Origin of the sequence: Nocardioides insulae DSM 17944, assembly GCF_000422825.1 — a bacterium.
In the GTDB taxonomy this organism is placed as follows: Bacteria; Actinomycetota; Actinomycetes; order Propionibacteriales; family Nocardioidaceae; genus Nocardioides; species Nocardioides insulae.
In genome coordinates this window covers 1-24,631 of the sequence record NZ_AUGU01000001.1, presented here as the reverse complement: position 1 = coordinate 24,631, position 24,631 = coordinate 1, and the positions used below count along the sequence as shown (strand labels likewise).

Annotated in this window: 22 protein-coding genes and 1 tRNA gene; 15 read left to right on the top strand and 8 right to left on the bottom strand. The window is 70.4% G+C overall.

From position 1 onward, the window contains the following. Nucleotides 1-13: 13 nt before the first annotated feature. Complete coding sequence (locus G515_RS0100120; RefSeq protein WP_084652860.1) at nt 14-1,009, bottom strand: PDR/VanB family oxidoreductase; 996 nt, start codon at nt 1,007-1,009, stop codon at nt 14-16. Between the two features lie 172 nt (nt 1,010-1,181). Further along, complete coding sequence (locus G515_RS0100115) at nt 1,182-1,940, bottom strand: IclR family transcriptional regulator (RefSeq protein ID WP_028658496.1); 759 nt, start codon at nt 1,938-1,940, stop codon at nt 1,182-1,184. Nucleotides 1,941-2,059: 119 nt separating this feature from the next. Between G515_RS0100115 and G515_RS18690 the strand changes: the two genes are divergently transcribed. Beyond that, the gene (locus G515_RS18690; protein WP_211220904.1) at nt 2,060-3,514 is read left to right on the top strand and encodes a cytochrome P450; all 1,455 of its coding nucleotides are present in this window, start codon (nt 2,060-2,062) and stop codon (nt 3,512-3,514) included. Between the two features lie 10 nt (nt 3,515-3,524). Next, nucleotides 3,525-4,733: an L-2-hydroxyglutarate oxidase gene (lhgO, locus tag G515_RS0100105; RefSeq protein WP_028658495.1), complete on the top strand. Its 1,209-nt coding sequence runs from the start codon at nt 3,525-3,527 to the stop codon at nt 4,731-4,733. 27 nt (nt 4,734-4,760) lie between these two features. Here the strand turns inward: lhgO and G515_RS18685 are convergent, their stop codons facing one another. Further along, nucleotides 4,761-6,122, bottom strand: coding sequence for an MFS transporter (locus tag G515_RS18685; protein WP_051217676.1), 1,362 nt, complete (start codon nt 6,120-6,122; stop codon nt 4,761-4,763). Nucleotides 6,123-6,214: 92 nt separating this feature from the next. Between G515_RS18685 and G515_RS0100095 the strand changes: the two genes are divergently transcribed. The 3 genes from G515_RS0100095 (at nt 6,215) to G515_RS0100085 (ending at nt 8,208) form a co-directional block, all read left to right on the top strand. Then, nucleotides 6,215-6,475: a GlsB/YeaQ/YmgE family stress response membrane protein gene (locus G515_RS0100095; RefSeq protein ID WP_028658494.1), complete on the top strand. Its 261-nt coding sequence runs from the start codon at nt 6,215-6,217 to the stop codon at nt 6,473-6,475. Nucleotides 6,476-6,527: 52 nt separating this feature from the next. Continuing rightward, complete coding sequence (locus tag G515_RS0100090; RefSeq protein WP_245565100.1) at nt 6,528-7,559, top strand: helix-turn-helix domain-containing protein; 1,032 nt, start codon at nt 6,528-6,530, stop codon at nt 7,557-7,559. 67 nt (nt 7,560-7,626) lie between these two features. Next, nucleotides 7,627-8,208, top strand: a complete 582-nt coding sequence (locus G515_RS0100085; RefSeq protein ID WP_028658492.1) for a dihydrofolate reductase family protein — start codon at nt 7,627-7,629, stop codon at nt 8,206-8,208. A 186-nt stretch (nt 8,209-8,394) separates the two neighbouring features. On the opposite strand, the gene G515_RS18680 is transcribed toward G515_RS0100085, so the two are convergent. Beyond that, nucleotides 8,395-9,579, bottom strand: coding sequence for a sugar phosphate isomerase/epimerase family protein (locus G515_RS18680; protein WP_245565099.1), 1,185 nt, complete (start codon nt 9,577-9,579; stop codon nt 8,395-8,397). 405 nt (nt 9,580-9,984) lie between these two features. Further along, nucleotides 9,985-10,647: a DUF305 domain-containing protein gene (locus tag G515_RS0100075; protein WP_051217674.1), complete on the bottom strand. Its 663-nt coding sequence runs from the start codon at nt 10,645-10,647 to the stop codon at nt 9,985-9,987. 162 nt (nt 10,648-10,809) lie between these two features. On the opposite strand from G515_RS0100075, the gene G515_RS0100070 reads away from it, so the two are divergent. Both G515_RS0100070 and G515_RS0100065 read left to right on the top strand, forming a co-directional pair. Further along, nucleotides 10,810-12,633, top strand: a complete 1,824-nt coding sequence (locus G515_RS0100070) for an LVIVD repeat-containing protein (protein WP_157570938.1) — start codon at nt 10,810-10,812, stop codon at nt 12,631-12,633. A gap of 79 nt (nt 12,634-12,712) precedes the next feature. Beyond that, nucleotides 12,713-13,480, top strand: a complete 768-nt coding sequence (locus tag G515_RS0100065; RefSeq protein WP_169570380.1) for an alpha/beta fold hydrolase — start codon at nt 12,713-12,715, stop codon at nt 13,478-13,480. 200 nt (nt 13,481-13,680) lie between these two features. On the opposite strand, the gene G515_RS0100060 is transcribed toward G515_RS0100065, so the two are convergent. Both G515_RS0100060 and G515_RS0100055 read right to left on the bottom strand, forming a co-directional pair. After that, the gene (locus G515_RS0100060) at nt 13,681-14,244 is read right to left on the bottom strand and encodes a dihydrofolate reductase family protein (RefSeq protein WP_028658488.1); all 564 of its coding nucleotides are present in this window, start codon (nt 14,242-14,244) and stop codon (nt 13,681-13,683) included. Between the two features lie 108 nt (nt 14,245-14,352). Next, nucleotides 14,353-15,033 carry a nitroreductase gene (locus G515_RS0100055; protein WP_036553571.1) on the bottom strand — a complete coding sequence of 227 codons (681 nt, stop codon included), beginning with the start codon at nt 15,031-15,033 and terminating at the stop codon, nt 14,353-14,355. Between the two features lie 303 nt (nt 15,034-15,336). On the opposite strand from G515_RS0100055, the gene G515_RS0100050 reads away from it, so the two are divergent. Beyond that, nucleotides 15,337-16,314, top strand: a complete 978-nt coding sequence (locus G515_RS0100050; RefSeq protein WP_028658486.1) for a zinc-binding dehydrogenase — start codon at nt 15,337-15,339, stop codon at nt 16,312-16,314. Nucleotides 16,315-16,470: 156 nt separating this feature from the next. After that, on the top strand, nt 16,471-17,070 hold the full coding sequence (locus G515_RS0100045; RefSeq protein ID WP_028658485.1) for a YdeI/OmpD-associated family protein: 600 nt from the start codon (nt 16,471-16,473) through the stop codon (nt 17,068-17,070). Between the two features lie 137 nt (nt 17,071-17,207). On the opposite strand, the gene G515_RS0100035 is transcribed toward G515_RS0100045, so the two are convergent. Next, nucleotides 17,208-17,294 (bottom strand) — tRNA-Leu (locus tag G515_RS0100035). A gap of 328 nt (nt 17,295-17,622) precedes the next feature. Here G515_RS0100035 and G515_RS0100030 point away from each other — a divergent pair. The 6 genes from G515_RS0100030 to G515_RS18670 form a co-directional block, all read left to right on the top strand. After that, the gene (locus tag G515_RS0100030) at nt 17,623-18,330 is read left to right on the top strand and encodes an FHA domain-containing protein (RefSeq protein WP_028658484.1); all 708 of its coding nucleotides are present in this window, start codon (nt 17,623-17,625) and stop codon (nt 18,328-18,330) included. Next, nucleotides 18,323-18,796: an FHA domain-containing protein FhaB/FipA gene (locus tag G515_RS0100025; RefSeq protein ID WP_028658483.1), complete on the top strand. Its 474-nt coding sequence runs from the start codon at nt 18,323-18,325 to the stop codon at nt 18,794-18,796. Before G515_RS0100030 ends, G515_RS0100025 begins: the two co-directional genes overlap by 8 nt. 3 nt (nt 18,797-18,799) lie before the next feature. Further along, entirely contained in the window at nt 18,800-20,212 is a 1,413-nt protein-coding gene (locus G515_RS18675) for a PP2C family protein-serine/threonine phosphatase (RefSeq protein ID WP_245565097.1), read from the top strand. Next, entirely contained in the window at nt 20,212-21,630 is a 1,419-nt protein-coding gene (locus G515_RS0100015; RefSeq protein WP_028658482.1) for an FtsW/RodA/SpoVE family cell cycle protein, read from the top strand. The genes G515_RS18675 and G515_RS0100015 overlap by 1 nt, the downstream gene beginning before the upstream one ends. After that, the gene (locus G515_RS0100010; RefSeq protein ID WP_028658481.1) at nt 21,627-23,117 is read left to right on the top strand and encodes a peptidoglycan D,D-transpeptidase FtsI family protein; all 1,491 of its coding nucleotides are present in this window, start codon (nt 21,627-21,629) and stop codon (nt 23,115-23,117) included. The genes G515_RS0100015 and G515_RS0100010 overlap by 4 nt, the downstream gene beginning before the upstream one ends. Continuing rightward, nucleotides 23,114-24,631 (top strand): protein kinase domain-containing protein (locus G515_RS18670; protein ID WP_051217673.1); only part of this gene is annotated, 1,518 nt, incomplete at its 3' end. The genes G515_RS0100010 and G515_RS18670, both read left to right, overlap by 4 nt.

Genomic DNA, 24,631 nt, shown 5'->3' with positions numbered 1-24,631 from the left:
GGGTTCGGGGTGGTCAGGCGTCGAGCACGAGCAGGTCGCAGGCGGCCCGCGAGACGCACGGGTAGAAGCAGTCGCCGCGGCGGCGGTCCTCGTCGTCGAGCAGCGAGTCGCGGTGGTCGGGGGTGCCGTCGATGACGCCGGTCTCGCAGGTCCCGCAGATGCCCTGCCGGCACGACGCGAGGATGGGTACGCCGGCGCCCGCGACCGCGTCGAGCACGCTCGACCCCGGCTCCACGGTGACCGTGACGCCCGAGCGGGCGAGTTCGACCTCGAAGGAGGTGCTCCGCACCGGTGGCGGTATCGCACCGGCCACGAACCGCTCGGTGCGCAGGTGCCCCGCGGGCAGCCCGGCCGCGGCCACCCGGACGGCGTCGAGCAGCGGCTCCGGGCCGCAGCAGTAGACCTTGGTGCCGGCCGGCTGGTCGCCGATCACGCTCAGGTCCAGGAGCCCGTACTCGTCCTGCGGCCGCACCAGGACGCGGTCGCCCCACCGGGCCAACTGGTCCAGGAACGCCATCGAGGCGCGATGGCGGCCGCCGTACAGGAGCGTCCAGGGGATGTCGAGCATCGCCGCCTGCTCCATCATCGGCAGCAGCGGGGTGATCCCGATGCCGCCCGCGATGAACAGGTAGTGATCGGCGGGCGCGAGGGCGAAGTTGTTGCGCGGTCCGGCCAACTCGACCCGGTCGCCCTCGGCGAGCTCGTCGTGCACGTACGCCGACCCGCCCCGGCCGGCCGGCTCGCGCAGGACGGCCACCCGGTAGGTGTGGGGGTCCCAGCGGTCGCCGCACAGCGAGTACTGGCGGGTGAGCCCGTTGTCGAAGGTCAGGTCGACGTGCGACCCCGGCGTCCAGTCGGGAAGCCGGCCATCGTCCGCCGCTGACAGGGTGAGCCCGCGGACACCTTCGGCCAGGGTTTCGACGCGCGTCACTCGCAGCCCGACCTTGCCCCCGGAGGAGGGTGCGGCCGGGGCCACCTGGCGGGGTGAGGCATCGGACGTGATCGACATGCCGGAGAGCATGCGCCGCCTGTGACACCCCTCACGACCTAGATCCCATTCAATGGGTCGCCACCCGGGTCAGGGCCCTTCCGTCACCGTCGGGATGGACGGCATCCGCGTGGCACCGGATCGTCCCGCCCCACCCCATCCCAGCGTCGCGACAGCCGGCCACGAAGCCGGGTCACGGGGCGCGGGGAGCACGCAGGGCCCGTTCGAGTCCGCGGGCCGCTGTGCGAAGGACGCCGATGTGGGTCCAGGCGTCGGGGTCGTTGGGGACCACGACGGAGAGCGCGGCCATCACCCTGCCGAGCGGGTCGCGGACAGGTACCGCGATGCCGGTGGCGGCAGGGTCGATGAACCCGGCGCACAGGGCGTGGCCCTGGTGGCGGATGTCGGCGAGGAGCCGGCGTACCGTCTCGGGGTCGGTGACCGTGGCGGGGGTGAAGGGCCGCAGCGGTGCGGCGAGCACCGCCTCCCGCAGCGGCCGGGGCGCATGGGCGAGCAGCACCAGCCCGCCCGAGGAGGCGTGCAACGGCAGTCGCCCGGCGACCTTGGTGAGGTTGATGACCGCGCCGCGAGCCGAGAGCCGCTCGAGGAAGAGCACCTCGCGCCCGTCCAGCACACCGAGCTGGGTGTGGTGGCCGACGACCGCCTGGATGTCCTCCATGAAGGGCATCGCGACCTGCCGGAGCGCGAGCGTCGGGGACGCGCGGGAGGCCAGCTCCCACAGCCGCACGCCGACCCGCACGCGACGCTCGTCGTCGCGACGAAGCAGTCCGTGGGCGACCAGTTGTTCGACCAGGCGTGAGGTCGTCGAGGAGGGCAGGTCGGCCCGCGCGGCGAGTTCGCCGATCGTCAGCGCGGGGGTGTCCGGGTCGAAGGCCTCCAGGATCCGGACCACGCGCTCGATCAATGAGTCCCCCGAGGGTGAGCGCGCCATGCCCTCAGGATCGCAAAGGTGGTGCCGCACTGCCGAGCGGGTGACGGAGCGGGTGACGGGCGGTACGGGTTGGGGCTACGGTGGCATACCGTCGGTATGTCCACGCGACAGGAGATGCTGTGCTCGAGCTCTCGCCCACGTCCTGGGGCCTCCGCGGCCGCGAACTCACCCACGGCACCGCACGCCGCGCCGCCGAACCGGTCAAGCCGGTCGTGCGCTGGGGCATCGACCACCTGCTCCCCCGGCAGGTGATGCGGCGAGCGGCCGCCAAGGGTGATCTGCAGGGCCGCCTGATCGTGGAGTCCGCCGGCCGGCGCATCGAGGACCTGACCGACCTCTTCGATGACATCCGGAGCAGGGGCCCGCTGCACGCGGGGGCGATCAGCCACATCACCGCACACCACGGGGTCCTCAAGGAGGCGCTGGGCAGTCCCGACGTCGTCTCCGGCATCATCCCCGGCAACGCCGAGCACCTGCTCCGCCTGAGCCGATGGGCCGACCAGGGCGTCTTCCACCCGTTGCGGCCGCCGTCCCTGCTGGCCACCGAACCGCCCGACCACACCCGCTACCGCAGGCTGGTCACCCGGGTCTTCACCGCCAAGGCCGTGGCCGGGCTCCGCACGCGCACCGAGGCGATCGCCGCCGACCTGCTCGACGGGCTCGAGGCCCGGACCGCGGCGGGCGAGGAGATCGACCTGGTCGAGGAGTACTGCGGGCTGCTCCCCGTCACGGTCATCTCGGAGATCCTGGGCGTGCCGATCTCGGAACGGGAGCGGGTGCTCGCGATGGGTGCCGGCGGTGCCGCGAGCCTGGACATGGGGCTCGGCTGGTCCGAGTTCCGGGCCGTGGAAGCGTCCCTCGCCCGGTTCGAGGAGTGGCTGTCCGCGCACCTGGAACGACTGCGCGCCGAACCCGGCGACAACCTGCTCTCCCAGCTCATCGCCGCCTCCGAGGACGGCGTCGGCCTCTCCGAGAAGGAACTCCGCGCCACCGCCGGTCTGGTCTTCGCCGCCGGCTTCGAGACGACCGTCAACCTGCTCGGCAACGGCATCGCCCTGCTGCACGACCACCCCGAGCAACTGGCCCGGCTGCGGGCCGAACCCGCACTGTGGCCCAACGCCGTCGACGAGGTGCTCCGGTACGACCCGCCGGTGCTGATCACCGGGCGGGTCGTCGTACGCGACACCCGGATCGGGGGCGTCGAGGTGCCCCGCGGCTCGGTGGTGACCACCGTGCTGGCCGGAGCCAACCGCGATCCGGCCGTCTTCACCGACCCCGACGTCTTCGACGTGGCGCGCGACAACGCCCGCGAGCACGTCTCCTTCTCGTCCGGCCGGCACTACTGCCTGGGCGCGGCCCTGGCCCGGATGGAGGGAGAGGTCGGCCTGCGGGCCCTCTTCGACCGGTTCCCCGACCTCACCCTGCGCCCCGACGCCGGGCGTCGACCCACCCGCATCCTGCGTGGGTACGCCGCCCTCCCGGCCCGGCTCCGACCGGGCTCGGACCCGGCACGCCTTGAGCGCGCACGAGACCGGTCCGTGCTGAGACCGCCCACACCCCCGACGGGGGTGTAACAATCCGGCCGTGCCCCCTTCATCTGCCACCACCGTCGCGGTCGTCGGCGGCGGCATCCTCGGCCTGGCGATCGCCCGCGAGATCCTCCAGCGGCGCCCCGGCGTCCGGGTGCAGGTGTTCGAGCAGGAGGACCGGGTGGGCGCCCACCAGACCGGCCACAACTCGGGCGTCGTCCATGCCGGCATCTACTACCGGCCGGGCAGCCTCAAGGCGGAGCTGTGCACCCGCGGGCGGGCCCTGCTGCGCGACTACTGCGCCGAGCATGCCCTGCCCTACGACGAGTGCGGCAAGCTCGTGGTCGCCGTCGACGGGAGCGAGCTCGACCGGTTCGACGCGCTCGAGAAGACCGCCCGGGCCAACGGCGTACCCGGCCTGCGGCGCCTGGACGGACGCGAGATCGCCGAGGTCGAACCCCACGCCGCCGGCGTGGCCGCACTGCACTCGCCGCACACGGCGATCACCGACTACGTCGCCGTCTGCGGCAGCCTCGCCGGCGAGATCGAGAGCTCCGGCGGCGAGGTGCTGCTGCGCCGCGAGGTGACCGCGGCCCGGCGACGGGCGGGCGGCATCGAGGTCAGCGTGCGGCACGGCGGATGGGTGGAGCAGCACCGGGTCGATCAGCTGATCCTCTGCGCCGGCCTGCAGGCCGACCGGCTCGGGGCCAGGATCGACGGCGATCCGACCCCCCGGATCGTGCCGTTCCGCGGCGAGTACATGCGGGTGAGCGAGGCCAAGCGGGAGCTGGTCCGCGGGATGGTCTACCCGGTCCCCGACCCCCGCTACCCCTTCCTCGGCGTCCATTTCACCCGCCGCGTCGACGGCAGTCTCGAGGTCGGCCCCAACGCGTTCCTCTCGCTGAGCCGGCGGCACTACTCCCGCGCCGCGCTCACCCCTCGCGACCTGGCCGCCACCCTCAGCTGGCCCGGTTTCTGGAGGTTCTCCGCCGAACACTGGCGCACCGGCCTGACCGAACTGCGCGGCGTCCTCTCGGTGCGCTCCTACATGGAGTCCGCCCAGCGCTACGTGCCCGACATCGGCCCCGCCGACGTACGCCGCGCCGGTCTCGGCCTGCGCGCCCAGGCCCTGGACCGGGACGGCTCGCTGGTGGACGACTTCCGGATCCACCGGTCCGACGGCATCACCAGCGTCCGCAACGCCCCCTCCCCCGCCGCCACCTCCAGCCTGGCCATCGCCGAGTACGTCGTCGACCGGCTCTGAGCCGCTCTCGCAGCGGTCCCCCGCGGGTCAGGTGCGTGAGCGCAGCGTGCGGTCGGTGACGGCGAGGACCAGGCAGAGGGTGGAACAGGCCAGGATGATCGCGCCGACCAGGTGCATGTCGGCGTCGGAGGGCTGCTCGCCGAAGGTGGCCCCGAGGACGCCGGAGGAGAGGATGGCGCCGAGGTAGACGAAGGTGCGGGAGAGCCCCGACGCGGTGCCGAGCTGATCGCTCGGCGCCTGCCGGTAGAGCACCTGCTGGTTCGACACGCTGGCGAGGCCCTGGGCCACCCCGAACAGGGCGGCGAGCACGAGCAGGTAAGGGATCGAGCTCTCCGAGGTGACACCGATCAGCATCAGCGCGCCCAGCATGGGCGTCACCGAGGCGACCAGGATCGGCCCGCGCACCTTGCTGGTCCGGGCGATCGCGAACGACATCACCCCCGCGAGCGCAGCCGTGGGGAACTGGAGCAGCCCCGCCTGCGACGCGCTGAAGCCGGCGTCGTCCTGCACCCACTGGCTGTAGCCGTAGGTCATCGAGTAGAAGCCCAGGTAGAGCAGGAACATCCGCAGGTAGGTGCGGGTCAGCCCGCCGTTGGCCACCAGCATCCGTAGGTCGATGAAGGGTCGCGCGGCGCGCAACTCCCACGCCACCAGCCCGGCCAGCGAGACCCCGCCGACCACCAGCAGCCACCAGGTCGGGTCGTCGAGGCGCATCGCGAACACCAACAGCGAGCAGACCGTCGCACCGAAGAGCAGGATGCCCACCGGGTCCAGGTCGCTCACCCGGGCGCGTTCCCCCTCGGGCCGGGGCGGGTCGGAGGGCACCCACCACCAGGTCATCAGCAGCGCCGCGACCGCGAGGGGCACGTTGACCAGGAAGATCGAGCGCCAGCCGAACAGAGCGATCAGCAGCCCACCGAGCACGGGCCCGATCGCGGCGCTGGTGAGGTTCGAGATCGAGATCGCCGAGAGCACCACCGGTGGCGTCGCTACGCCGTGGGCGGTCGCTCGACGACGGATCATCGCCATCACGGAGGGATACGCCGCCGACGTACCGATCCCCAACAGCACCCGGGAGGCCACCACCGCCCCGAATCCGTCGGCCAGAGAGGGCAGCAGGCCCGCGGCGATCACCACCAGCAGTCCGACGACGTACACCCGACGCGGGCCGAGCACGTCCCCGATCCGGCCGAGGGTGGGCTGCGCGATCGCGCTGGCCAGGTAGAGGCTCGCCACCAGCCACACCACGGTGCTGCTGGAGACGCCGAGGTCACGGCTGATCGGGACCAGCGCGACCGAGATCATGGTGGTGTTGATCGGATTGAGCAGCGGCCCGATCAACAGCGGCGTCATGAATCGGCCGCTGAAGACCTTCTCGTTGGCGGGCATCCCTGTTGTTCTACACCCCTCGGGCCGTGCCGCCGGAAACCCGCGGCCTCGCCGGTGGCGACGCCCGGAGTGCGATTGGCTAGGCTCTGCGAGTGCTCATCATCGCCCTGATCCTGTTCGGCATGGTCATCGGCGCGGCCGCGCAGCTGATCGTCGGTCGCCCGCAAGGCCGCATCGACTGGCCGATGGCCTTCGTCTCCGGTCTCGTCGGCTCCTTCGTCGGCGGCCTGCTGGCCAGCCTCATCGCCGGCGACGGTCTGGCGATCCGCCCCAGCGGCATCATCGGCTCCATCGTCGGAGCGATCGTCGTCACCCTGATCTGGCGACTCGTCCGCTCCCGCCAGCAGGCCTGATCCCACCCCCGGCACCACGCCGGGTGCCCCATCCGGTCGGCCGCCTCGGACGTTGACCGGGGTACCGACCCGGGCCAACACCGCGTCGCCGGAGAAGCAACGGCTACCGACCCCCGACGCGACGCCCGTCTGGGTCGCGGCCCAGATGCTCACCGATCGCGGGTCGGCGACGGGTGAGCGCGCCCTCACGGAGCCGCGCGTCAGCGGATCCGTGTACGTCGGGCGCGCGGCGATACTGGGGAGCGTGGAGTACGTGTCGAGGGCGCCGCGACCGCCGCTGGACAGGCTGATCATCGACCTCTACTACCTGGACGGTGAGCCGCCGTACCGTCGACTGACGCTGCCGGCCGCTCCGGCACCCCTGCTCATCGTCAATCTGGGGGCGCCGTTCCACATCCGTGCGGGCAGCGACGTCGACACGGCCGAGTACGACGATGGCTGCGTGGTCGGCGCGCCCACTCGTGCGTGGGAGTTCGGATACCCGATCCCGAGCCGGTCGGTCGGCGTGCACTTCAGGCCGTGGGGGCTGGCGCCGTTCGTGCCGATGGCGGCGGCCGAGTTGTGCGACCGTCCGGCGACGATCGAGCAGGTGTGGGGCAGGCCCGCGACCGCCGGCCTGCGAGACCAACTGGCCGAACTAGACGAACCCGGCCAGATGCTGACGCTGCTCGAGGAGGCGTTGCTGGGTCAGCTGCGCGAGATCCACGGTCTGGATCTGGTCCGCCACGTGAGCACCGCCATTGCGGAGACCGGTGGGAGGGTGTCGATCGGCGACCTGAGCGCGGCGGGAGGTGTCAGCAGCACCTATCTGGCGCGATGCTTCCAGCAGATCATCGGCATCACGCCGAAGCGGCTGGCCCGGGCGCACCGGTTCTCCACCACCGTGCTCGCCATCGACCCCGCCGAACCGATCAACTGGGCCGACCTCGCCGCTCGCGCCGGCTACTTCGACCAGGCGCACTTCGCCCGCGAGTTCCGGGAGTTCACCGGCTTCACCCCGACCCGGTACATCGAGGTCCGGAGGCGTTTCCTGCGCGAGCATCCCGGCCACGTGCTCGACGGCTGGCCGCTGCCGGCCGATTGATTTCGTACAAGAGCAAGACGCCCGACGCGGCGCAGACTTCGGGGACACATCCCGACGGAGGAGTCTCATGAGCAAGGTAGTGATGTACGCGTCAGTGTCGGTCGACGGCTTCATCGCGGCCGAGAACGACGACCCTGGGCCACTGTTCGAGTGGCTGGTGAGCGGTGAGGTCGCGTTGGACGAGAGCGGAGTGTTGAAGGTGTCGCAGGCCTCCTACGACTACGTCCGACCGTACTGGGACGAGATCGGAGCGACCGTCGCCGGACGCCATGTCTTCGACATCACCGACGGCTGGGACGGGGTGCCGCCAGGCGGGGTCGACCACCTCGTAGTCGTCAGCCACCGGCCGCCGCCCGAGGGCTGGGACCTGGAGGCGCCCTTCCACTTCGTCGACGGGATCAAGGCGGCGGTGGCCAAGGCGCGGGAGCTCGCGGGTGACCGCACGGTCGAGGTAGCGGCAGGGGATGTCGGCGGCCAGTGCCTCGCCGCGGGTCTCATCGACGAGGTGCGGATGGACGTCATCCCGGTCGTGCTGGGGTCCGGAAAGCGCTTCTTCGGGTCGATCGACACTCCGCATCTGTTGGAAGATCCCGACGTGGTGACTCGGGGCAACCGAGTGCTTCACCTGCGCTATCCCGTGCGCCGGTGAAGGTTCCCTACCCGGTGGCGTCGACTGGGCGACGATCCGGGCAGTCTCTGGACGTGCCCGGATCGTCGCGCGCCGTGCGGTGGATGTCTCGTCAAGGTGCCCGCGGTGTTGGCGCCGGGTTGTCCTGCATGTGTCCGGCCGACGCCGCGATCCAGGTCGCGGAGCCGGCCGGACGGTGAGCGGTCCTCAGCCGCGCAACCCGTTCATGTTGGCGGCGCTGATGTGGGTGAAGCGCAGGGACTGGCCGGGGTCGGCGGTTCCTCCGGGGGCGTTGTCCTGCTCGTAGTTGGGGTTGTGGAAGCCCTTCGCACCCTGCTTGCGGAAGAACCGGGCGAAGTCGATGTCGCTGCGTGGATCGCCGAACGGCACCATGTCGTAGCCGTTGCCGACGCCGGGTGGTTGCGTGGTGCGATCACCGTCCTTGGCGTGGTAGAGGGCGTAGCGCTTCGTCTGCCGGGCAACCTGCGCGAGCGGGTCGAAGATGTCCTCGACCCGGTCACCGTTCTCGTCGTAGCGCCACCGCCACTGGTGCTGGGCGACGTGTGCCCAGAAGATGTCCATCTCCACGACCACGAGCGAGGGGTCGGTGGTGTCGAGGTAGTGCTGCATGAGGCGCTTTCCCGACTCCGCGCGCACCTGGGTCGGTGCGATCGGGGCGCCGGTGACGCGGTCTTCGGTGACGGTCACCATCGGGCCGTCCTGGAGGAAGTGGTACGCCGGTGAGTGGTTGTGGGTGTACATCTGGATGCCGTACTCGCCGACGCTGAGCTGATTGAGTGCGGTCCACTTCTCACCGGCGATGGTCCAGGGCTCGATGTTGCGGTTGCCGGCGTTGGTCGGGTCTCCGCCGGTGCCCATGTAGGGCATACCGAGGATCGCGGCGAACTCCAGCTCGGTCCGCAGTCGCAGCTCGTCGGCCGCGGACATGACCCCGCCCGGGCTGTTCGGCCCGTTCCAGGTGCTCGGGACGAAACCGTGATTGCCGATCGCCTCGAGGCCGAACTCGTCGAGGAAGCCACGCAGGCGTCCGGCATAGTCGAGGTAGGCCGCCCGACCGGCCGCGTTGCCATCGGTGGGGTAGGACGCGGTCCCACCGGGGTTGGCGGCGTTCTGTCCGTAGCCGGCGAACTCGACCTGCTTGATGCCGACCCCTGCGAAGAACTCGAAGAGCTCCCGCCACCCACCCGGGAGCGGCACCAGGGGGCCGAGGTCGGTCGGGTCCTCCGGGAAGCCGGGACCACCCAAGAACCCCATCACCGGGTTACCGGTCGCGATCGCCAAGCGCCCGGGGACATCTCGCTGGCTGAAGGTGATCGTCCCTACCTTGCTCGGCGGGATCAACCGCCCGTTCGCCGCCGACGCGGTCGACATCGTGCCGATCTGCCCAAGTCCCACGGCTCCGATCGCGACCCCGGCGCTCGCGCCGATGAACCCTCGCCGACTCAGGGCCGAGCCGGACGAACTCCGCTTGCCTGCTCCCATGCTTCCTCCTCTGCACGCGGCACGCCCGGGGACGCACCGGCGGACGGCGAAGGGCATCTGGAATGGCATTGTCCCGACCGCAGAGACGCTCACCGGAGTGATCGACACACCTGCCCCGAGAACGTCGACAGCCCCACCCTTCTGTGGTGTAGATCACACAGCAGGGTGGCCTACGCTCCTCACACATTCAATAGGGCACCCGCGATCTTTCGTCTCCTACTGTCGAAAGATGCCCAGTCATCGCCTTCCAGCACGGTAGTCGTCCTGGACACGGGCCGCCCGGGAGGAGCCCCCCTACTGCTCGATGAGCAGGTGCTTCATCCGGGAGATCTCGATCGTCTGGTCGGACTCGATGTGCTGCGCCAGCTGGAAGATGGCCGGCTCCTGTCCGCCCTCTCCGTTCAGCAGGTCCTGCACCATGATGACCGCGCCCTCGTGGTGGCGGATCATGTACTGCAGGAACAGCCGGTCGAACCGTGCACCGCGCGCCGCGGACAATTGGGAGAGCTCAGCATCGGTGAGCATCCCCGGCATCTGCATGTCGTGCCCGCTGCCGTGCTCGTGATGTACCCCCGGCAGCTCCTCGCCACGCTCGGTCAGCCAGCGCTCGAGCTGGGCGATCTCGTCCAGCTGGGAGATGGCCATCCGCTCCGTGAGCTTGGGCAGGTCGGTGGTGTCGGTGCGGGCGGCCACCAGGTCGATCATCGTCAGCGCCTGTTGGTGGTGCGGGATCATGTTCTGCACGAAGCCGACGTCCGCGTCGGTGTACGCCGGTGCCTCGATCGCATCGATCTCGTCCTCACTCAGCTCGCTGTTGGATTCACCGGGACCGCCGAGCTGGACGACAGGTGCCCGGTCCTCCGGCTCGTCCCCACCGTCGGAGGTGCACCCCGAGAGGACTGTCAGTGCAGCCAGCGCGAGAGCTTGAGCCGCAAGGTTCCGCGGGCGGGTCAGCATCAATTGGGCCCCTCGCATCCACCACTCGACGTTTGCTCGTCTCGCTTCTGGCGCGTCACGATGAACGACACTACTGTGCCTCACAGTGGGTCCTGGTCGGCAACGTCGCCGCACGTCTGCGACCACGTGAGCGACCGGACCAGCACACTGGGAGGTCGTGGCATGTACGGCAAGCTTCGCAGTCTGGTCGGGCGCACCCGAAGCCGCGCGATCGCGGCGGCAGGCGCCGCTCTGCTGCTGGCGACGTTGGCGCCGGCGTCTGCGGTCGCGGACCCACCGGACCCCGATGACCCAAGGGTCGGCCTTGCCCCCGGCTACTTCCCCTGGACCGACGTGTCCAGCAACGTCGACCTCCTCGACAACGACCCGCGGGAGGGCGCGTTCAACACGGCTCCGATCGGCTTCACCGGCATCGGAACCGCCAACTCCGACCTCGCCTTCAGCGGCGACAACGCGATCGTCGGCAGTTTCAACGGCTTCCAGGTCTATGACCTCTCCGACCCGGACGACCCTACGCTGCGCGCGAGCTTCGTGTGCCCAGGTGGCCAGGGTGACCCCTCTGTGTACGGTGATCTGCTCTTCATCTCCGTCGAGGAGACCCGCGGCCGGATCGACTGCGGCACCCAGGGCGCTCCCGGCGCGGTCAACCCGGAGCGGTTCCGTGGCGTCAGGATCTTCGACATCAGCGACATCGACAACCCCGTGCAGCTACCAGGTGTTCAGACGTGCCGGGGATCCCACACGCACACGCTCGTCACCGACCCTGACGACCCCGACAACGTCTACATCTACAACTCCGGCACCTCTGGTGTGCGGCCGGCGGCCGAGCTCGCCGGCTGTATGGACCAGAACCCCAACAACCCGGCTCCCGTGACCTCAGGCGATCCGACCCAGTGGCGTATCGACGTCATCAAGGTGCCCCTGGATGCCCCGGAGACGGCGGCGGTCGTCAGCCAGCCCCGCATCTTCACCGACCCGGCGACGGGTGCCCTCAACGGTCTGCAGAACACCGTGCCCGGCACCCTGCATCCGTCGGGCACGCCGTACTCGCCCTTGCCCAACACCAACACCTGCCACGACATCACGTCGTTCCATGAGTTGCAGGTGGCAGCAGGTGCCTGCCAGGGCAACGGGATCCTGCTCGACACCTCCGACCCGGTGAATCCGGTTCGGCTCGACGCCGTCAGTGATCCGAACTACTCCTACTGGCACTCGGCGACGCTGAACAACGACGGCACCACGGCGGTGTTCACCGACGAGTGGGGCGGCGGGACCAGCGCGCGCTGCCGCGCCACCGATCAGCTCGAGTGGGGCGCCGACTCGTTCTACGAGATCGACAACGGGCAGATGGAGTTCGCCAGCTACTTCAAGATGCCGGCGGTGCAGACCGCGCAGGAGAACTGCGTGGCGCACAACTCCTCGCTGGTGCCCGTGCCGGGCCGCGACATCATCGTTCAGGCCTGGTACCAGGGCGGCCTGTCGCTCGTCGACTTCTCCGACGCGGCGAACCCGGTCGAGATCGGCTACTTCGACCGTGGACCCATCACGGTCCCGCAGAACCCCACCGGCCTCAATCTGGGCGGGCTGTGGGCGACGTACTGGTACAACGGCAACGTCTACGGCACCGAGATCGCACGCGGCTTCGACACGTTCGGGTTGCTCGAGAACGAGCTGCTGTCGGAGAACGAGCTCGGCGCGGCCAAGGAGGTCCAGGTCGCGGAGTTCAACGCCCAGCACCAGACCGAGATCGTCTGGGAGCCGAGCTTCAACGTCGCTGGGGCGTACTTCGACCAGGCGGTGCGAGCCGGCTCCCTGCCCGAGAAGACCGAGGACAAGGTCGGGAAGCACCTCGAGAAGGCGGAGAAGCTGCACGCCAAGGGCCAGACGGCGTCAGTCATCGCTCAGTTGAACAATGCGATCCGGGTCCTCGACGACTCCGACCTGCGCGACGCACTGACCGACCTGCGCCACTCGATCGCCCAGTAGTGGCCTGAGTCGAACCGCGATCTGGTCCATGACGACATCGGCGTCGGGCATCGCGGACGATGTCGAGGGTGTCCGGTGCGTGCCCAGCGAACACAACGGAGTGGGTGCACTCGTCCTTGCCGGCTCCAGCGGCCGGGTCGACACCGCACGCGCACGGGTCCTTGCCGGCGCCGGGGTGGTGGCGGAGTCCATCCGCTGGTTCGGCGGTCGGGGCCAGCACGAGGGGCCGTGGGAGATCGCTCTCGAACTGTTCCTCGACCGCGTCGAACTGCTCCGTCGTGAGTGCGACCGGGTGATCGTGCTGGGCACCTCGTTCGGCGCGGAGGCCGCGCTGCTGACCGGGGCACTGTCGGATCACGTCGATGCCGTCGTCGCGTTCGCACCATCGGACGTGGTGTGGGCGGGAGTCACGCCCGAGGGACGTGTCACCTCGCATTGGAGCCACCACGGTCGGCCGCTCCCGTTCGTGCCCTTCGATGAGACCTGGGAACCGGACGATGATCCGCCGGCGTACGTCGATCTCTATCGCCGCTCGTTCCTGACCTTCCCCGAAGCCGCCAGCGACGCGGCGATTCCGGTCGAAGGAATCCGCCGACTCGTCCTGGTCGCCGGGGGCGATGACCGGGTGTGGCCCGCGGTCGAGCATGCTGAACGGATCCGCGCCCGCCGCGCGGCACACGGGCTCGAAACCACCGTCCTCTCCGACCCTGAAGCAGGTCACCGCACGGTCCTCCCGGGCGAGCCCGTGGTCGCCGCGGGGATGAGCATGCAGCGTGGGGGCACCGAGCGCGCCGACCGGCGGCTGGGCGGCGAGGCGTGGTCGGCGATCGAGGATCTACTCCGTTGACCTGATGTTCAGCTCGCACCGGGCGGGTCCCAACGCGGACGCACACCGTCGTCGTGAGGTGAACGCGTTGACGCCCTCATCGAGCGCGATGGCGTCGTCCCGATGGTGCGCCCAGCGGACCGAAGACACATCCGACACTGGGCTCACAGCCGGTCGGGGTTCCTCGGCTGGGACGAGAGAACGGCTTGAGCCGACGCGGTCTACGGGGCCGGGGGCGGCGTCGGTCCGCCCAAGACGCGGTAGGTGGTCTGGACCATCCCGCCGTCGAGTACTGCGGTGCGCACGTGTTCGAGGCGCACATCTCCGCCGAGCGGCCCGAACAGCGTGGGCCCATCGCCGATGAGCACGGGCACGTGCGACAGCGTGAGCTCGTCGACGAGTCCGGAGGCAAGGAACCAACGAACCGTCTGGCCGCCGTCGACGTAGACGCGCCGACGGCCGTCCCGCTGCAACGCGTCGACGGCCGCCTCGGCCGAGCGGTGCACAGTGATCCGTGGATCCCCGTCTGCGGCCAGGGTCGTGCTGATCACATGCACCGGCCGACCCAGGTAGGGCCACTGCTCCTCAGCAGCGATGGCCGCGTAGGTCCTCCGGCCCATCACTACCGCCTCGACGGACTCTACGAAGGGCGTGAAGCCGGCATCCCCAGCGGCGGCGCCTCGGCTGGTCAGCCACTCGAGGTCGCCATCGGGCCGGGCGATGCGGCCGTCGACGCTCAACCCCAGGAAGACGGCGGCGCGGAGGGACTGCTGCGATGCGGCCATAGGGCCGATCATCTCAGCAGCGACCGGCCCTCACCCGACCGTTCATGCGCATCCTTCGATCCATCCCATTCTGATCGTCGCCTTCGGCGCGCGCGGACACAGGTCCCATCAGTCGTCGAAGCCCACGAAGGTCGCTGCCTCCGTGATGGGCTTGCGCCGCGAGACCACCGCGTTCGCAGGGAACGACTCGTCCGGCCACCCCATCGCGACACAGGTCTGGATCACCTGGTCCTCGGCGATCCCGGCCTCGGCGCGCACGACCGGCGACTGCATGATCCCTTGGGTGTTGACCACGCAGCCCAGTCCGCGCGACCACGCCGCATTGACCAGGGCGTTGGTCACCGCCCCACAATCGAAGACGGCGATGTCGTTGCCCAGCAGCACGCGGTCATAGGTGACGACGATCGAGACCGGGGCGTCGAACTGGCGGAAGCCACGCAGCACCCAGTCCTGGCGCATGTCGGCGTCGTCGCGTGCGATGCCCATCGCCTCGAACAGTTGCTTGGCGATCTCGATCTGTCGCTCGCGGTGCGGCCCGGCGTACTGCTCGCCCTTGCGGAATTCGCGCGAATCAGGCACGCCGGCGAGCGTGCGCTCGGTGTTGCCCGCGCGGATCCGGTCGAGGGCCGCTCCCGTGACGACGGTGAAGTTCCAAGGCTGCGAGTTGAGTGAGGACGGAGCACGCAGCGCGAGCGTGAGCACCTCCTCGATTAACTCCCGGGGCACCGGCGCTGCCTTGAACCCGCGGATGCTGCGGCGCCCTTGCACCACGTCGTCGTATGTCTTCATCAGTTCCTCCACATCAAGCACCGTCGCTCGCCGCGCTCGTGCCGGCGACCCCGCCGAGTATGTCGCGGCGTCCGGCGCAGCGCACCCAGCATCATGCTCAACGGTGAGGCCGGTTCGCGCGGGCGGCGTCCGAGGATCCGCCCGCCCGTCTGCGCCGACGAGGCTCGCGTGCTGCGCGACCACCGGACCCCACGGAATGTGACGAACCCTTCCTGCCCGGCGCGTGAGGGCTGGGAATGGTCGAGGGCGCGGACCCGTTCCTCCTGATGCACAGCCACACCCCAACCGGGCACAGGAGTAGTCATGCGCGCAGTCGTCCACCAGGAGTTCGGCAACCCTGAGGAGGTCCTCGGGGTCGAGGAGGTGCCGCTGCCCGAGCCCGGCGAGGGCGAGGTGCGGCTGCGGGTCATCGCCACGCCCATCCACAACCACGACCTGTGGACGATCCGCGGCGAGTACGGCTTCAAGCCCGACCTGCCGGCCCGTGCCGGCACCGAGCTGGTCGGCGTGGTCGACGCGCTCGGCGAGGGCGTCGACGGCCTCGAGGTCGGACAGCGGGTCGCCACCGGCGCCGCGTTCGGTGCCTGGGCCGAGTACGTCGTCACCCGGGCCGGCGGCCTGGTCCCGGTCGCGGATGGACTCTCCGACGAGGCCGCCGCCCAGCTGGTCGCGATGCCGTTCAGCGCGATCAGCCTGCTGGAGTCCCTCGAGCTGTCCGCCGGCGACTGGCTGATCCAGAACGCCGCCAACGGTGCGGTCGGCCGGATGCTCGCCCAGCTCGCCGCCGCACGCGGCGTCAACGTGATCGGCCTGGTCCGGCGCGACGCCGGCATCGAGGAGCTCGCCGCCCACGGGATCGACAAGGTCATCTCGACCGCGAACGACGACTGGGCCGAGCAGGTCCACGAGCTCACCGGCGGCGCCCCGATCAGGGTGGGCGTCGACTCCGTCGGCGGTTCGGCCGCGGGCGACGTACTGGCGCAGCTGGCGGAGGGCGGCACGCTGGTCGTCTTCGGTGCGATGAACTCCCCGCGTCTGGACCTCTCCTCCGGCGACGTGATCTTCAAGGAGGCCACGGTCAAGGGCTTCTGGGGCAGCAAGGTGGTCGTCTCGATGCCGACCGAGCAGCGGCTTCGGCTGTTCGGCGAGCTCATCCAGCGTGCATCCGACGGTTCGCTGACCCTCCCGGTCGAGGCGACCCACTCGCTGGAGGACGTGCGTACGGCGGCCGCCGCGAACGCACGGCCGGGCCGGGCCGGCAAGATCCTGCTCCGCCCCTGACCCGGGCGCAGGGCGGGCGACCGCCCGGTTCGAGTTGCCCTGGGGCCGCGCGCTGAGGCGCCCCGACACCGTCCGAGCGCCCACGACACGGCATAGCGAGGTAGCTCCGTAATGCTGTGCGGCGGGTGATCGGTTGCGCGTGGCTAGGCTGCCGCCATGTCGATGGACCACGCCGATGCGGTGTTCTTCGAGGACGCCGAGGCGTTCGAAGTCTGGCTGGCCGACAACGCCTCGACCGCCTCGCACGTGTGGGTGCGGATAGCAAAGAAGGGCACCGGCGTCAGGTCGGTCGACTGGACGACGGCCGTGGATGTCGCCCTGTGCTTCGGTTGGATCGACGGCATCGCCCGGCGGATCGACGACGAGTGGTACGTGCAGCGGTTCACCCCGCGGCGGACGAGGAGCGTCTGGTCGAAGATCAACCGGGAGCGCATCGATCGCCTCACCGCCGAGGGGCGGATGCGCCCCGCCGGCCTGGCCGAGGTGGAGCGAGCGAAGGCGGACGGCCGCTGGGAGGCCGCCTATGACGGCCCGGCCACCGCGGTGGTGCCCGATGACCTCGCGGCCGCCCTGGCCGCGCGCGGTCTCACCGATGTCTTCGCCGCGCTCGACGGCCGCAACCGCTTCGCCGTCCTGAACCGCATCCAGACCGCGGTGCGCGCTGAGACCCGCACCCGCCGCATCGAGAAGCTCACCGACGCCCTCGCCCAGGGCAAGACCCCCTACCCGGCGCCGAAGAAGCAGCCCGGTACCTAGCACGGCACAGCCGAGTCGCGATGTTGACCAGGCGCCTGATCGCCTGCGGCGGCGAACACCGCGCGCGCACGGACAAGCACGTGTGTTCGGGTCCGGAACGGCAGAAGCCCCGGATCTGGGATCCGGGGCTTCTGTCATGGTGCGCGAGGGGGGAGTTGAACCCCCACGCCCTTTCGGGCACACGGACCTGAACCGTGCGCGTCTGCCTATTCCGCCACTCGCGCAAGCAGCCCCCGTAGGTTATCCCACGGTCTTCACAACTCCCAAACCGGGGGGACGCCCCCGTCCGGAGCCCACTCGCAACCCCGGCGCACGGCGGTCCGGAGAGGTGTGAGGGGTGCCTCGCGGGGCGGAGTGGCGGCGGCCGGATGATGCCTGACACGATCGTGATGACCGGACCGGGATCGGCGTGCGTCCGAGGGCGGCGCGGTGAGAGGGTGCCTGAGGCCTGCCCCGTTACGATCGTCGGGCCCGGGCTCGGTCCGAGCGCGCGATCATGGGGGCCACAGACAAGCACGACACCGCAAGCACGACACACCGGAAGGAGGCGACATGGGCAAGCTGCAGAAGTTCGAGCAGCGGCTCGAGCAGGCAATCTCCGGTGTGTTCGCCCGGGCGTTCCGCTCGGCGGTGCAGCCGGTGGAGATCGCCGCCGCGCTGGAGCGCGAATGCGACAACAACGCCCAGATCCTCTCCCGCGAACGGCGGCTGGTCCCCAACGACTTCCACGTGGAGCTCTCCGGGAGCGACCTCGAGCGGCTCGCGCCGTACGACTCCGCCCTGGCCGGAGACCTGACCCAGCAGTTGGAGGAGCACGCCCAGAAGCAGGGCTATGTCTTCCCGGGTCCGATCTCGATCGGTTTCGAGGGCAGCGAGGAGCTCACCACGGGTCGCTTCCGCATCCGGAGTACGGCGAAGGCCTCGGTGCGCGGCCAGGCCTCCCAGACCCAGGTGGGTCGGGCGCGGGTGCTGCTCGAGGTCAACGGCACCCGTCACCCGATCCAGGCGGGGCTGGTCGTGGGCCGTGGCACCGACGCCGACGTACGCATCAACGACCCCGGCGTGAGCCGACGCCACATCGAGTTCCGCACCCGCGAGGAGCCCGACGGGCCGCACATCGAGGTGGTCGACCTCGGCTCGACCAACGGCATGCTGGTCAACGGCCAGAAGCTGGCCCGGTCGGTGCTCGACAACGGCAGCGAGGTGCGGATCGGCACCACCACCATGACCGTGCGCGTGATCGAGGACTCCGGTGTCTGAGCTGACCCTCTTCCTCGTCAGGATCGGCTTCCTCGCGATCCTGTGGATCTTCGTCCTCTCCGCCATCTCGGTGGTGCGCACCGACATGTTCGGGGCCCGCCTGCCCGCGGCGGAGCGGGCCGGCAAGTCCGGCAAGAAGGCCAAGCAGCCCAAGGCGGCCAAGCCCCGCAAGGGCGCGCCCACCCAGGTGATGGTCGTCGAGGGCGCCAACACCGGCGAGCGGGCCGACCTCGCCCAGGCCCCGATCATCATCGGGCGTGGCACCGACGCGGCGATCCGACTCGACGACGACTACGTCTCCACCCGGCACGCGCGGATCGCGGCCAGCGGGGAGGACTGGTTCGTCGAGGACCTCGGCTCCACCAACGGCACCTACGTCGGCACCGTCCGGATCACTCAGCCCACCACCATCACCACGGGCGTCCAGGTGCGGATCGGCAAGACGATCCTGGAGCTGAGGAAGTAAGTGTTGCGACTCAGGTTCGCGGCCATCTCCGACGTGGGGCGGGTGCGCAAGGACAACCAGGACGCCGGGTACGCCGGCCCCTGGCTGCTCACCGTCTGCGACGGTGTCGGCGGAGCGGCCCGTGGCGACATCGCCTCGAGCACCGCCGTCCAGCAGTTGCGCCGCCTCGACGACGAGCCGGTCGCCGACCACACGCCCGACGACCTGCTCGGCGAGGTGTCGGGGGCGCTGGTCCGGGCGCACGATCGGATCGGTGAGCTCGTCGATGCCGACCCGGCCCTGGACGGCACCAGCACGACCGCGGTGGTGGCCCGCTTCGACGGCGCCCGGATCGGGATCGGGCACGTCGGTGACAGCCGCGCCTACCTCTACCGCGACGGGGAGCTGACCCAGCTCACCCACGACCACACCTTCGTCCAGTCCCTCATCGACGAGGGCCGGATCACCGAGGAGGAGGCGCGCGTCCACCCGCACCGCAACCTCATCCTCCGGGCCCTGGACGGCGTGCGGGACGTCGACCCCGACCTGTTCGTGGTCGAACTGGCCCAGGGCGACCGGCTGATGTTGTGCAGCGACGGCGTCTGCGGCTCACTGGAGGACCACCGGCTCGGCGACGTACTGGCCACCGGCAGCGCCGACTACGCCGCCGTCGAGCTCGTGCGGGCCGCGCTGGAGGCCGGGTCGAGCGACAACGTCACCTGCGTGGTGGCCGACGTGGTCAGCGACGACGACGTCGACGAGCTGACCGAGGTCGAGGATCTCGAACCCCTACTGGTCGGCGCCGCCGCCGAGCTCCGCCGCCGGCATCCCACCGGCCGCCGGATGTTCCGCGGACACCGCAGCGGCGACACCGGCGAGCTGGAGCCGATCACGGCCGACCTGGCCGAGGACGATGTCGCGCCGCCTCCGGGTGCCATCCCGACCGACCCCGACCCGGAGGCCTACCGGTATGCCCCGCGGCCACCGCATCGGTTCGGCTGGCTGAGCAACGTGCTGGGTGCCTGCGTGGTGATCGGGGTGATCTGGGTGATCGCCGCCGGTGCCTGGTCGTGGTCCCAGCAGCAGTTCTACGTGGGCGAGGAGGAGGGCACGGTGACCATCTTCCGCGGGCTCGACACCGAGTTCGCCGGCATCGCGCTCTCCGAACCCTTCGAGACCACCGACATCACCCTGGACGAGCTCTCCGAGTTCGACGCCGACAAGGTGCGTGGCGGGATCTCCGCGGAAGACCTCGACGACGCCCACGCCTCCGTCGACGCCCTCGCCGAGCGCGTCCAGCCGACCGGGTCGTCACTCGGCCTGACCACCGACCCGGGTACCGATCCATCCGAGAGCGAGGAGCCGAGCGCATCCCCGTCCACCCCGTCATCCTCGGGCGAGCTGAACAACGAGCCGAGCGAGGACGCGACCCCCTGATGCCCTCGATGACCCCGTTCGGATTCACCCACCGCAGCCGCCGTGGGGCCGAAGCCTTCCTGCTGGTGCTGGCGCTCGCCGTCGGCATCGGGGCCTACCTGTACGTCGACCTCGGCGTCCGCGGCGAGTTCCCCCCGAACGCCTGGCTGTACAGCGGCTGGCTGGTGCTGCTGGTCCTCGCCGCCCATGTCACGATCCGGCTGGTGGCGCCGTACGCCGATCCGGTCCTGCTCCCCGTCGCGGCCGCGCTCAACGGGCTCGGCATGGCCGAGATCCACCGACTCGACCTGGCCGCCGGCGAGGACAGCGCCGTGGCCGAGCGGCAGCTCCTGTGGATGACGGTGGGCATCGTGCTCTTCATCGCCACCCTGGTGTTCCTGCGCGACCACCGCGTGCTGCAGCGCTACACCTACACCTGCGGGCTCGGCGCCGTCGTGCTCCTGCTGTTGCCGATGCTCCCGGTGATCGGCCAGGAGATCAACGGCGCCCGGATCTGGATCCACATCGGCCCGCTCAGCTTCCAGCCCGGCGAGATCGCCAAGATCCTGCTGGTGATCGCGTTCGCCGGCTACCTGGTGTTGCACCGCGACGCGCTGGCGCTGGCCGGACGCCGGGTGCTCTTCGTCGACCTGCCGCGCGGGCGCGACCTCGGCCCGCTGCTGCTGATGTTCGGCCTGGCCATGCTCATCCTGGTCGGGCAGAAGGACCTCGGCTCCAGCCTGCTGTTCTTCGGGATCTTCGTGATCATGCTCTACGTCGCCACCGAGCGACCCGGGTGGTTGATCGTCTCCGGCAGCCTGTTCGTCGCCGGGTTGGCGACGATCTACGCGCTGGCCACCTACGTGCCCGCGATCGGCAAGTACATGGCACACGTGAAGACCCGGATCGACATCTGGCTGCACCCCTTCTCCTACTACGGCGAAGGCACCACGGACGCCGGCCGGCAGCTGGTGGAGGCGATGTACGGCATGGCCTGGGGCGGCCTGATCGGGCGCGGCTTCGGTGAGGGCCAGCCGTGGCGGATCTCGTACGCCAACTCCGACATGATCATCGCGGCGATCGGTGAGGAGCTCGGTCTGACCGCGGTCATCGCGATCCTGGTCTGCTACGGACTGTTCGTCGAGCGCGGTCTCAAGGCGGCGCTGATCTCCCGCGACGACTTCGGCAAGCTGCTGGCCACGGGTCTCGCGTTCGTGGTCGGCCTCCAGGTCTTCGTGATCGTGGGCGGCATCCTCCGCCTCATCCCGCTCACCGGCCTGACCACTCCGTTCATGTCGGCGGGCGGCTCGTCGCTGGTGGCCAACTGGGTGATCGTGGCGCTGCTCCTCCGCGTCTCCGACCAGGCCAGGCGGCCGCTGCCCGATCTCCAGCCCACCGAGACGCCCGACGACGCCGCGACCCAGGTGGTGAAGCTGTGAACAAGCCGATCCGGATCGTCGCCATCCTGTGCCTGGCCATGGTCGCTGCCCTGCTGGTGGGCGCCACCTGGCGTCAGTTCTTCAAGGCCGACGACTTCGCCGACGACGCCACCAACCGGCGGGTGGTCGACGAGGAGTTCTCCCGCGACCGCGGCGCCATCCTGGTCGGTCGCACCCCGGTGGCCGACACCAAGCCGAGCGATGACCGCTACGAGTACCAGCGCACCTACCCCGAGCCGTTCCTCTACGCCCCGGTCACCGGCTACTACGCCTACGGCGGTTCGATCACCGGAGTCGAGCGCTCGCAGAACTCCATCCTGTCCGGCGAGGACGACCGGCTCTTCGTCAAGCGCCTGGTCGACATGGTGACCAACGACGCCACCCAGGGGGGCGACGTCGCCCTCACCATCGACGCGGACGCCCAGCGCGCGGCGTACGACGCCCTGACCGACCTGCCGGGGGACGTCCAGGGGGCCGTGGTGGCGATCGAGCCGAAGACCGGCAAGATCCTGGCCAACGTCACCAGCCCCTCGTTCAACACCAACGACCTGGCCGTGCACGACCAGAACCAGTGGAGCAAGAACGCCAAGCGCCTGGAGAACGACGAGGACCAGCCGCTGCTCAACCGCGGCGTCCAGACCGCGCTGGCGCCCGGCTCGACGTTCAAGATCGTCACCGCCGCCGCCGCGATCTCCTCGGGCAAGTACGACGCCGACAGCATGGTGCCCGGCGGCGCGACGTACCAGCTGCCGCTCACCAGCGGCGAGTCCGGACAGATCGGCAACGAGGGCCGCGACTGCGGCAGCGGGCCGATCCCGTTCAAGCAGGCCATGGAGAACTCCTGCAACACCAGCTTCGCAGCGCTCGCCAACGAGGTCGGCGCGGACGCGATGTTGGAGCAGGCCGAGAAGTTCGGCTTCAACCAGGAGTACTTCGACGACCTCCAGCGCACCGATGGGGAGAGCATCCAGGCGATCTCCGTCTTCCCCGAGGACATGGACGAGGCCCAGACCGGGCAGGCGGGCATCGGCCAGTTCGACGTACGGGCGACGCCGCTCCAGATGGCGATGGTCTCGGCCGGGGTGGCCAACCAGGGTGTGGTGATGAAGCCCTACCTGGTCGACGAGCTCCAGTCCGCCGACTCCGAGGTGCTCGAGCGCACCGACCCCGAGCAGCTGCACCGTGCGCTCTCCGCGGAGGACGCTCAGGAGGTCACCGACCTGATGGTGGCGACGGTGGCCGAGGGCACCGCCTACCCGGCGGCCATCGACGGGATCGACGTCGCCGGCAAGACCGGCACCGCGCAGAGCGGCATCGAGGACGTCCCGCCGTACGCCTGGTTCACCTCCTTCGCCCCGGCCGAGAACGCGCAGGTGGCGGTGGCCGTGATGATCCAGTCCGCCGACATCCCTCGTGAGGAGATCGCCGGCGGCGTGTACGGCGGCCCGATCGCCAAGGCAGTGATGGAAGCAGTGATCGACGAGTGACCGAACAGTTCGCGGACGCCCGGGACCGTTACCGCCTCGACCACCGCATCGCGGTCGGCGGGATGGGCGAGGTGTGGCGCGCGACCGACACCACCTTGGACCGCGAGGTCGCGATCAAGCTGCTCAAGCAGGAGTACGCCGGCGACCCGGTGTTCCGGGCACGGTTCGAGGCCGAGGCGCGGCATGCCGCGGTGCTCTCCCACCCGGGGATCGCCGCGGTCTTCGACGTCGGCGAAGCCCCCCAGCCGGACGGCAGCCTGCGCCCGTACCTCGTGATGGAACTGGTCGACGGTCGACCGCTCAGCGACCTGCTGCACCGGGGTCAGGCGCTCGACCCCGACGCCGTCCGCGAACTGCTCGTCCAGGCGGCCGACGCGCTCGCGGCGGCGCACCGCGCCGGCATCGTGCACCGCGACGTCAAGCCGGCCAACCTGATGGTCACCCACGACCGGAAGATCAAGATCACCGACTTCGGCATCGCCCGGGCGGCCTCGGGCGCGGCGATCACCAACGCCGGTGAGGTGATGGGCACCCCCCAGTACCTCTCCCCCGAGCAGGCGCGTGGCGATCGGGTCACCCCCGCCTCCGACGTCTACGGGCTCGGTGTGGTCGCCTACGAGTGCCTGACCGGTCGGCGACCCTTCGAGAAGGAGACGCCGGTCGCCACCGCTCTGGCGCACCTGCACGACCCGGTCCCGGAGCTGCCGGACACCGTGCCGGCGGACCTGAGCGCCGTGGTCACCCGGGCCCTCGCCAAGGACCCCGCGGACCGGTACGCCGACGCGGAGGCCTTCGCAGCCGCGCTGCGCAGCGCCGACGGCACGGCCACCCAGGTGATCGCCGCCCCGGCTGCGGGTCCTGCGACCGCCGTACTCACCGGCGTGGTGCCGGCGGCGGGTGCTGCCGCGGGAGTTGCGGGAGCCGCGGCGGCCACGGAGGCGGAGGCGCCCGTCGAGCCGGAGGAGCGCAAGAGCCGCAAGAAGCTCTGGCTGTGGATCGCAGGCATCGTGCTGGTGCTCCTCATCGCGTTCCTCGGCTGGAGGCTGCTCAACGGTGAGGACGATCGGGATCCGGTCGCGCCGGCCCCGAGCAGCGACACCCCCTCGCCGTCCGAGTCGGAGGAGCCGACCGAGGAGCCCACCCAGGAGCCCACGCAGGAGCCGACCGAAGAGCCCACGGAGGAGCCCACGCAGGAGCCGACCGAAGAGCCCACGGAGGAGCCCACGGACGAGCCGACCGAGGAACCCACCGAAGAGCCCACGGACGAGCCGACCGAGGAACCCACCGAAGAGCCCACGGACGAGCCGACCGAGGAACCCACCGAGGAACCCACGGACGAGCCGACCCAGGCCACCGACCAACCCACTCAGGCTCCCGACACCTCGCAACCTGCTGATGGCACCGACAGCCCCGCAGCCTCCGGTCCCACGGCTCAGGAGAGCGAGGGCGCCGGAGCCCGACCGGTGCTGCCGGACTCCGGCGTGGACCGAACAGACGCGGCCGCCGTCGACCCA

Excerpts from the sequence above, each read along its gene's own strand:
- G515_RS0100120 (WP_084652860.1), bottom strand. The coding sequence starts at position 1,009 with ATGTCGATCACGTCCGATGCCTCACCCCGCCAGGTGGCCCCGGCCGCA.
- G515_RS0100115 (WP_028658496.1), bottom strand. The coding sequence starts at position 1,940 with ATGGCGCGCTCACCCTCGGGGGACTCATTGATCGAGCGCGTGGTCCGG.
- G515_RS18685 (WP_051217676.1), bottom strand. The coding sequence starts at position 6,122 with ATGCCCGCCAACGAGAAGGTCTTCAGCGGCCGATTCATGACGCCGCTG.
- G515_RS0100085 (WP_028658492.1), top strand. The coding sequence starts at position 7,627 with ATGAGCAAGGTAGTGATGTACGCGTCAGTGTCGGTCGACGGCTTCATC.
- G515_RS18680 (WP_245565099.1), bottom strand. The coding sequence starts at position 9,579 with ATGTCGACCGCGTCGGCGGCGAACGGGCGGTTGATCCCGCCGAGCAAG.
- G515_RS0100075 (WP_051217674.1), bottom strand. The coding sequence starts at position 10,647 with ATGCTGACCCGCCCGCGGAACCTTGCGGCTCAAGCTCTCGCGCTGGCT.
- G515_RS0100070 (WP_157570938.1), top strand. The coding sequence starts at position 10,810 with ATGTACGGCAAGCTTCGCAGTCTGGTCGGGCGCACCCGAAGCCGCGCG.
- G515_RS0100060 (WP_028658488.1), bottom strand. The coding sequence starts at position 14,244 with ATGGCCGCATCGCAGCAGTCCCTCCGCGCCGCCGTCTTCCTGGGGTTG.
- G515_RS0100055 (WP_036553571.1), bottom strand. The coding sequence starts at position 15,033 with ATGAAGACATACGACGACGTGGTGCAAGGGCGCCGCAGCATCCGCGGG.
- G515_RS0100050 (WP_028658486.1), top strand. The coding sequence starts at position 15,337 with ATGCGCGCAGTCGTCCACCAGGAGTTCGGCAACCCTGAGGAGGTCCTC.
- G515_RS0100045 (WP_028658485.1), top strand. The coding sequence starts at position 16,471 with ATGTCGATGGACCACGCCGATGCGGTGTTCTTCGAGGACGCCGAGGCG.
- G515_RS0100030 (WP_028658484.1), top strand. The coding sequence starts at position 17,623 with ATGGGCAAGCTGCAGAAGTTCGAGCAGCGGCTCGAGCAGGCAATCTCC.
- G515_RS0100015 (WP_028658482.1), top strand. The coding sequence starts at position 20,212 with ATGCCCTCGATGACCCCGTTCGGATTCACCCACCGCAGCCGCCGTGGG.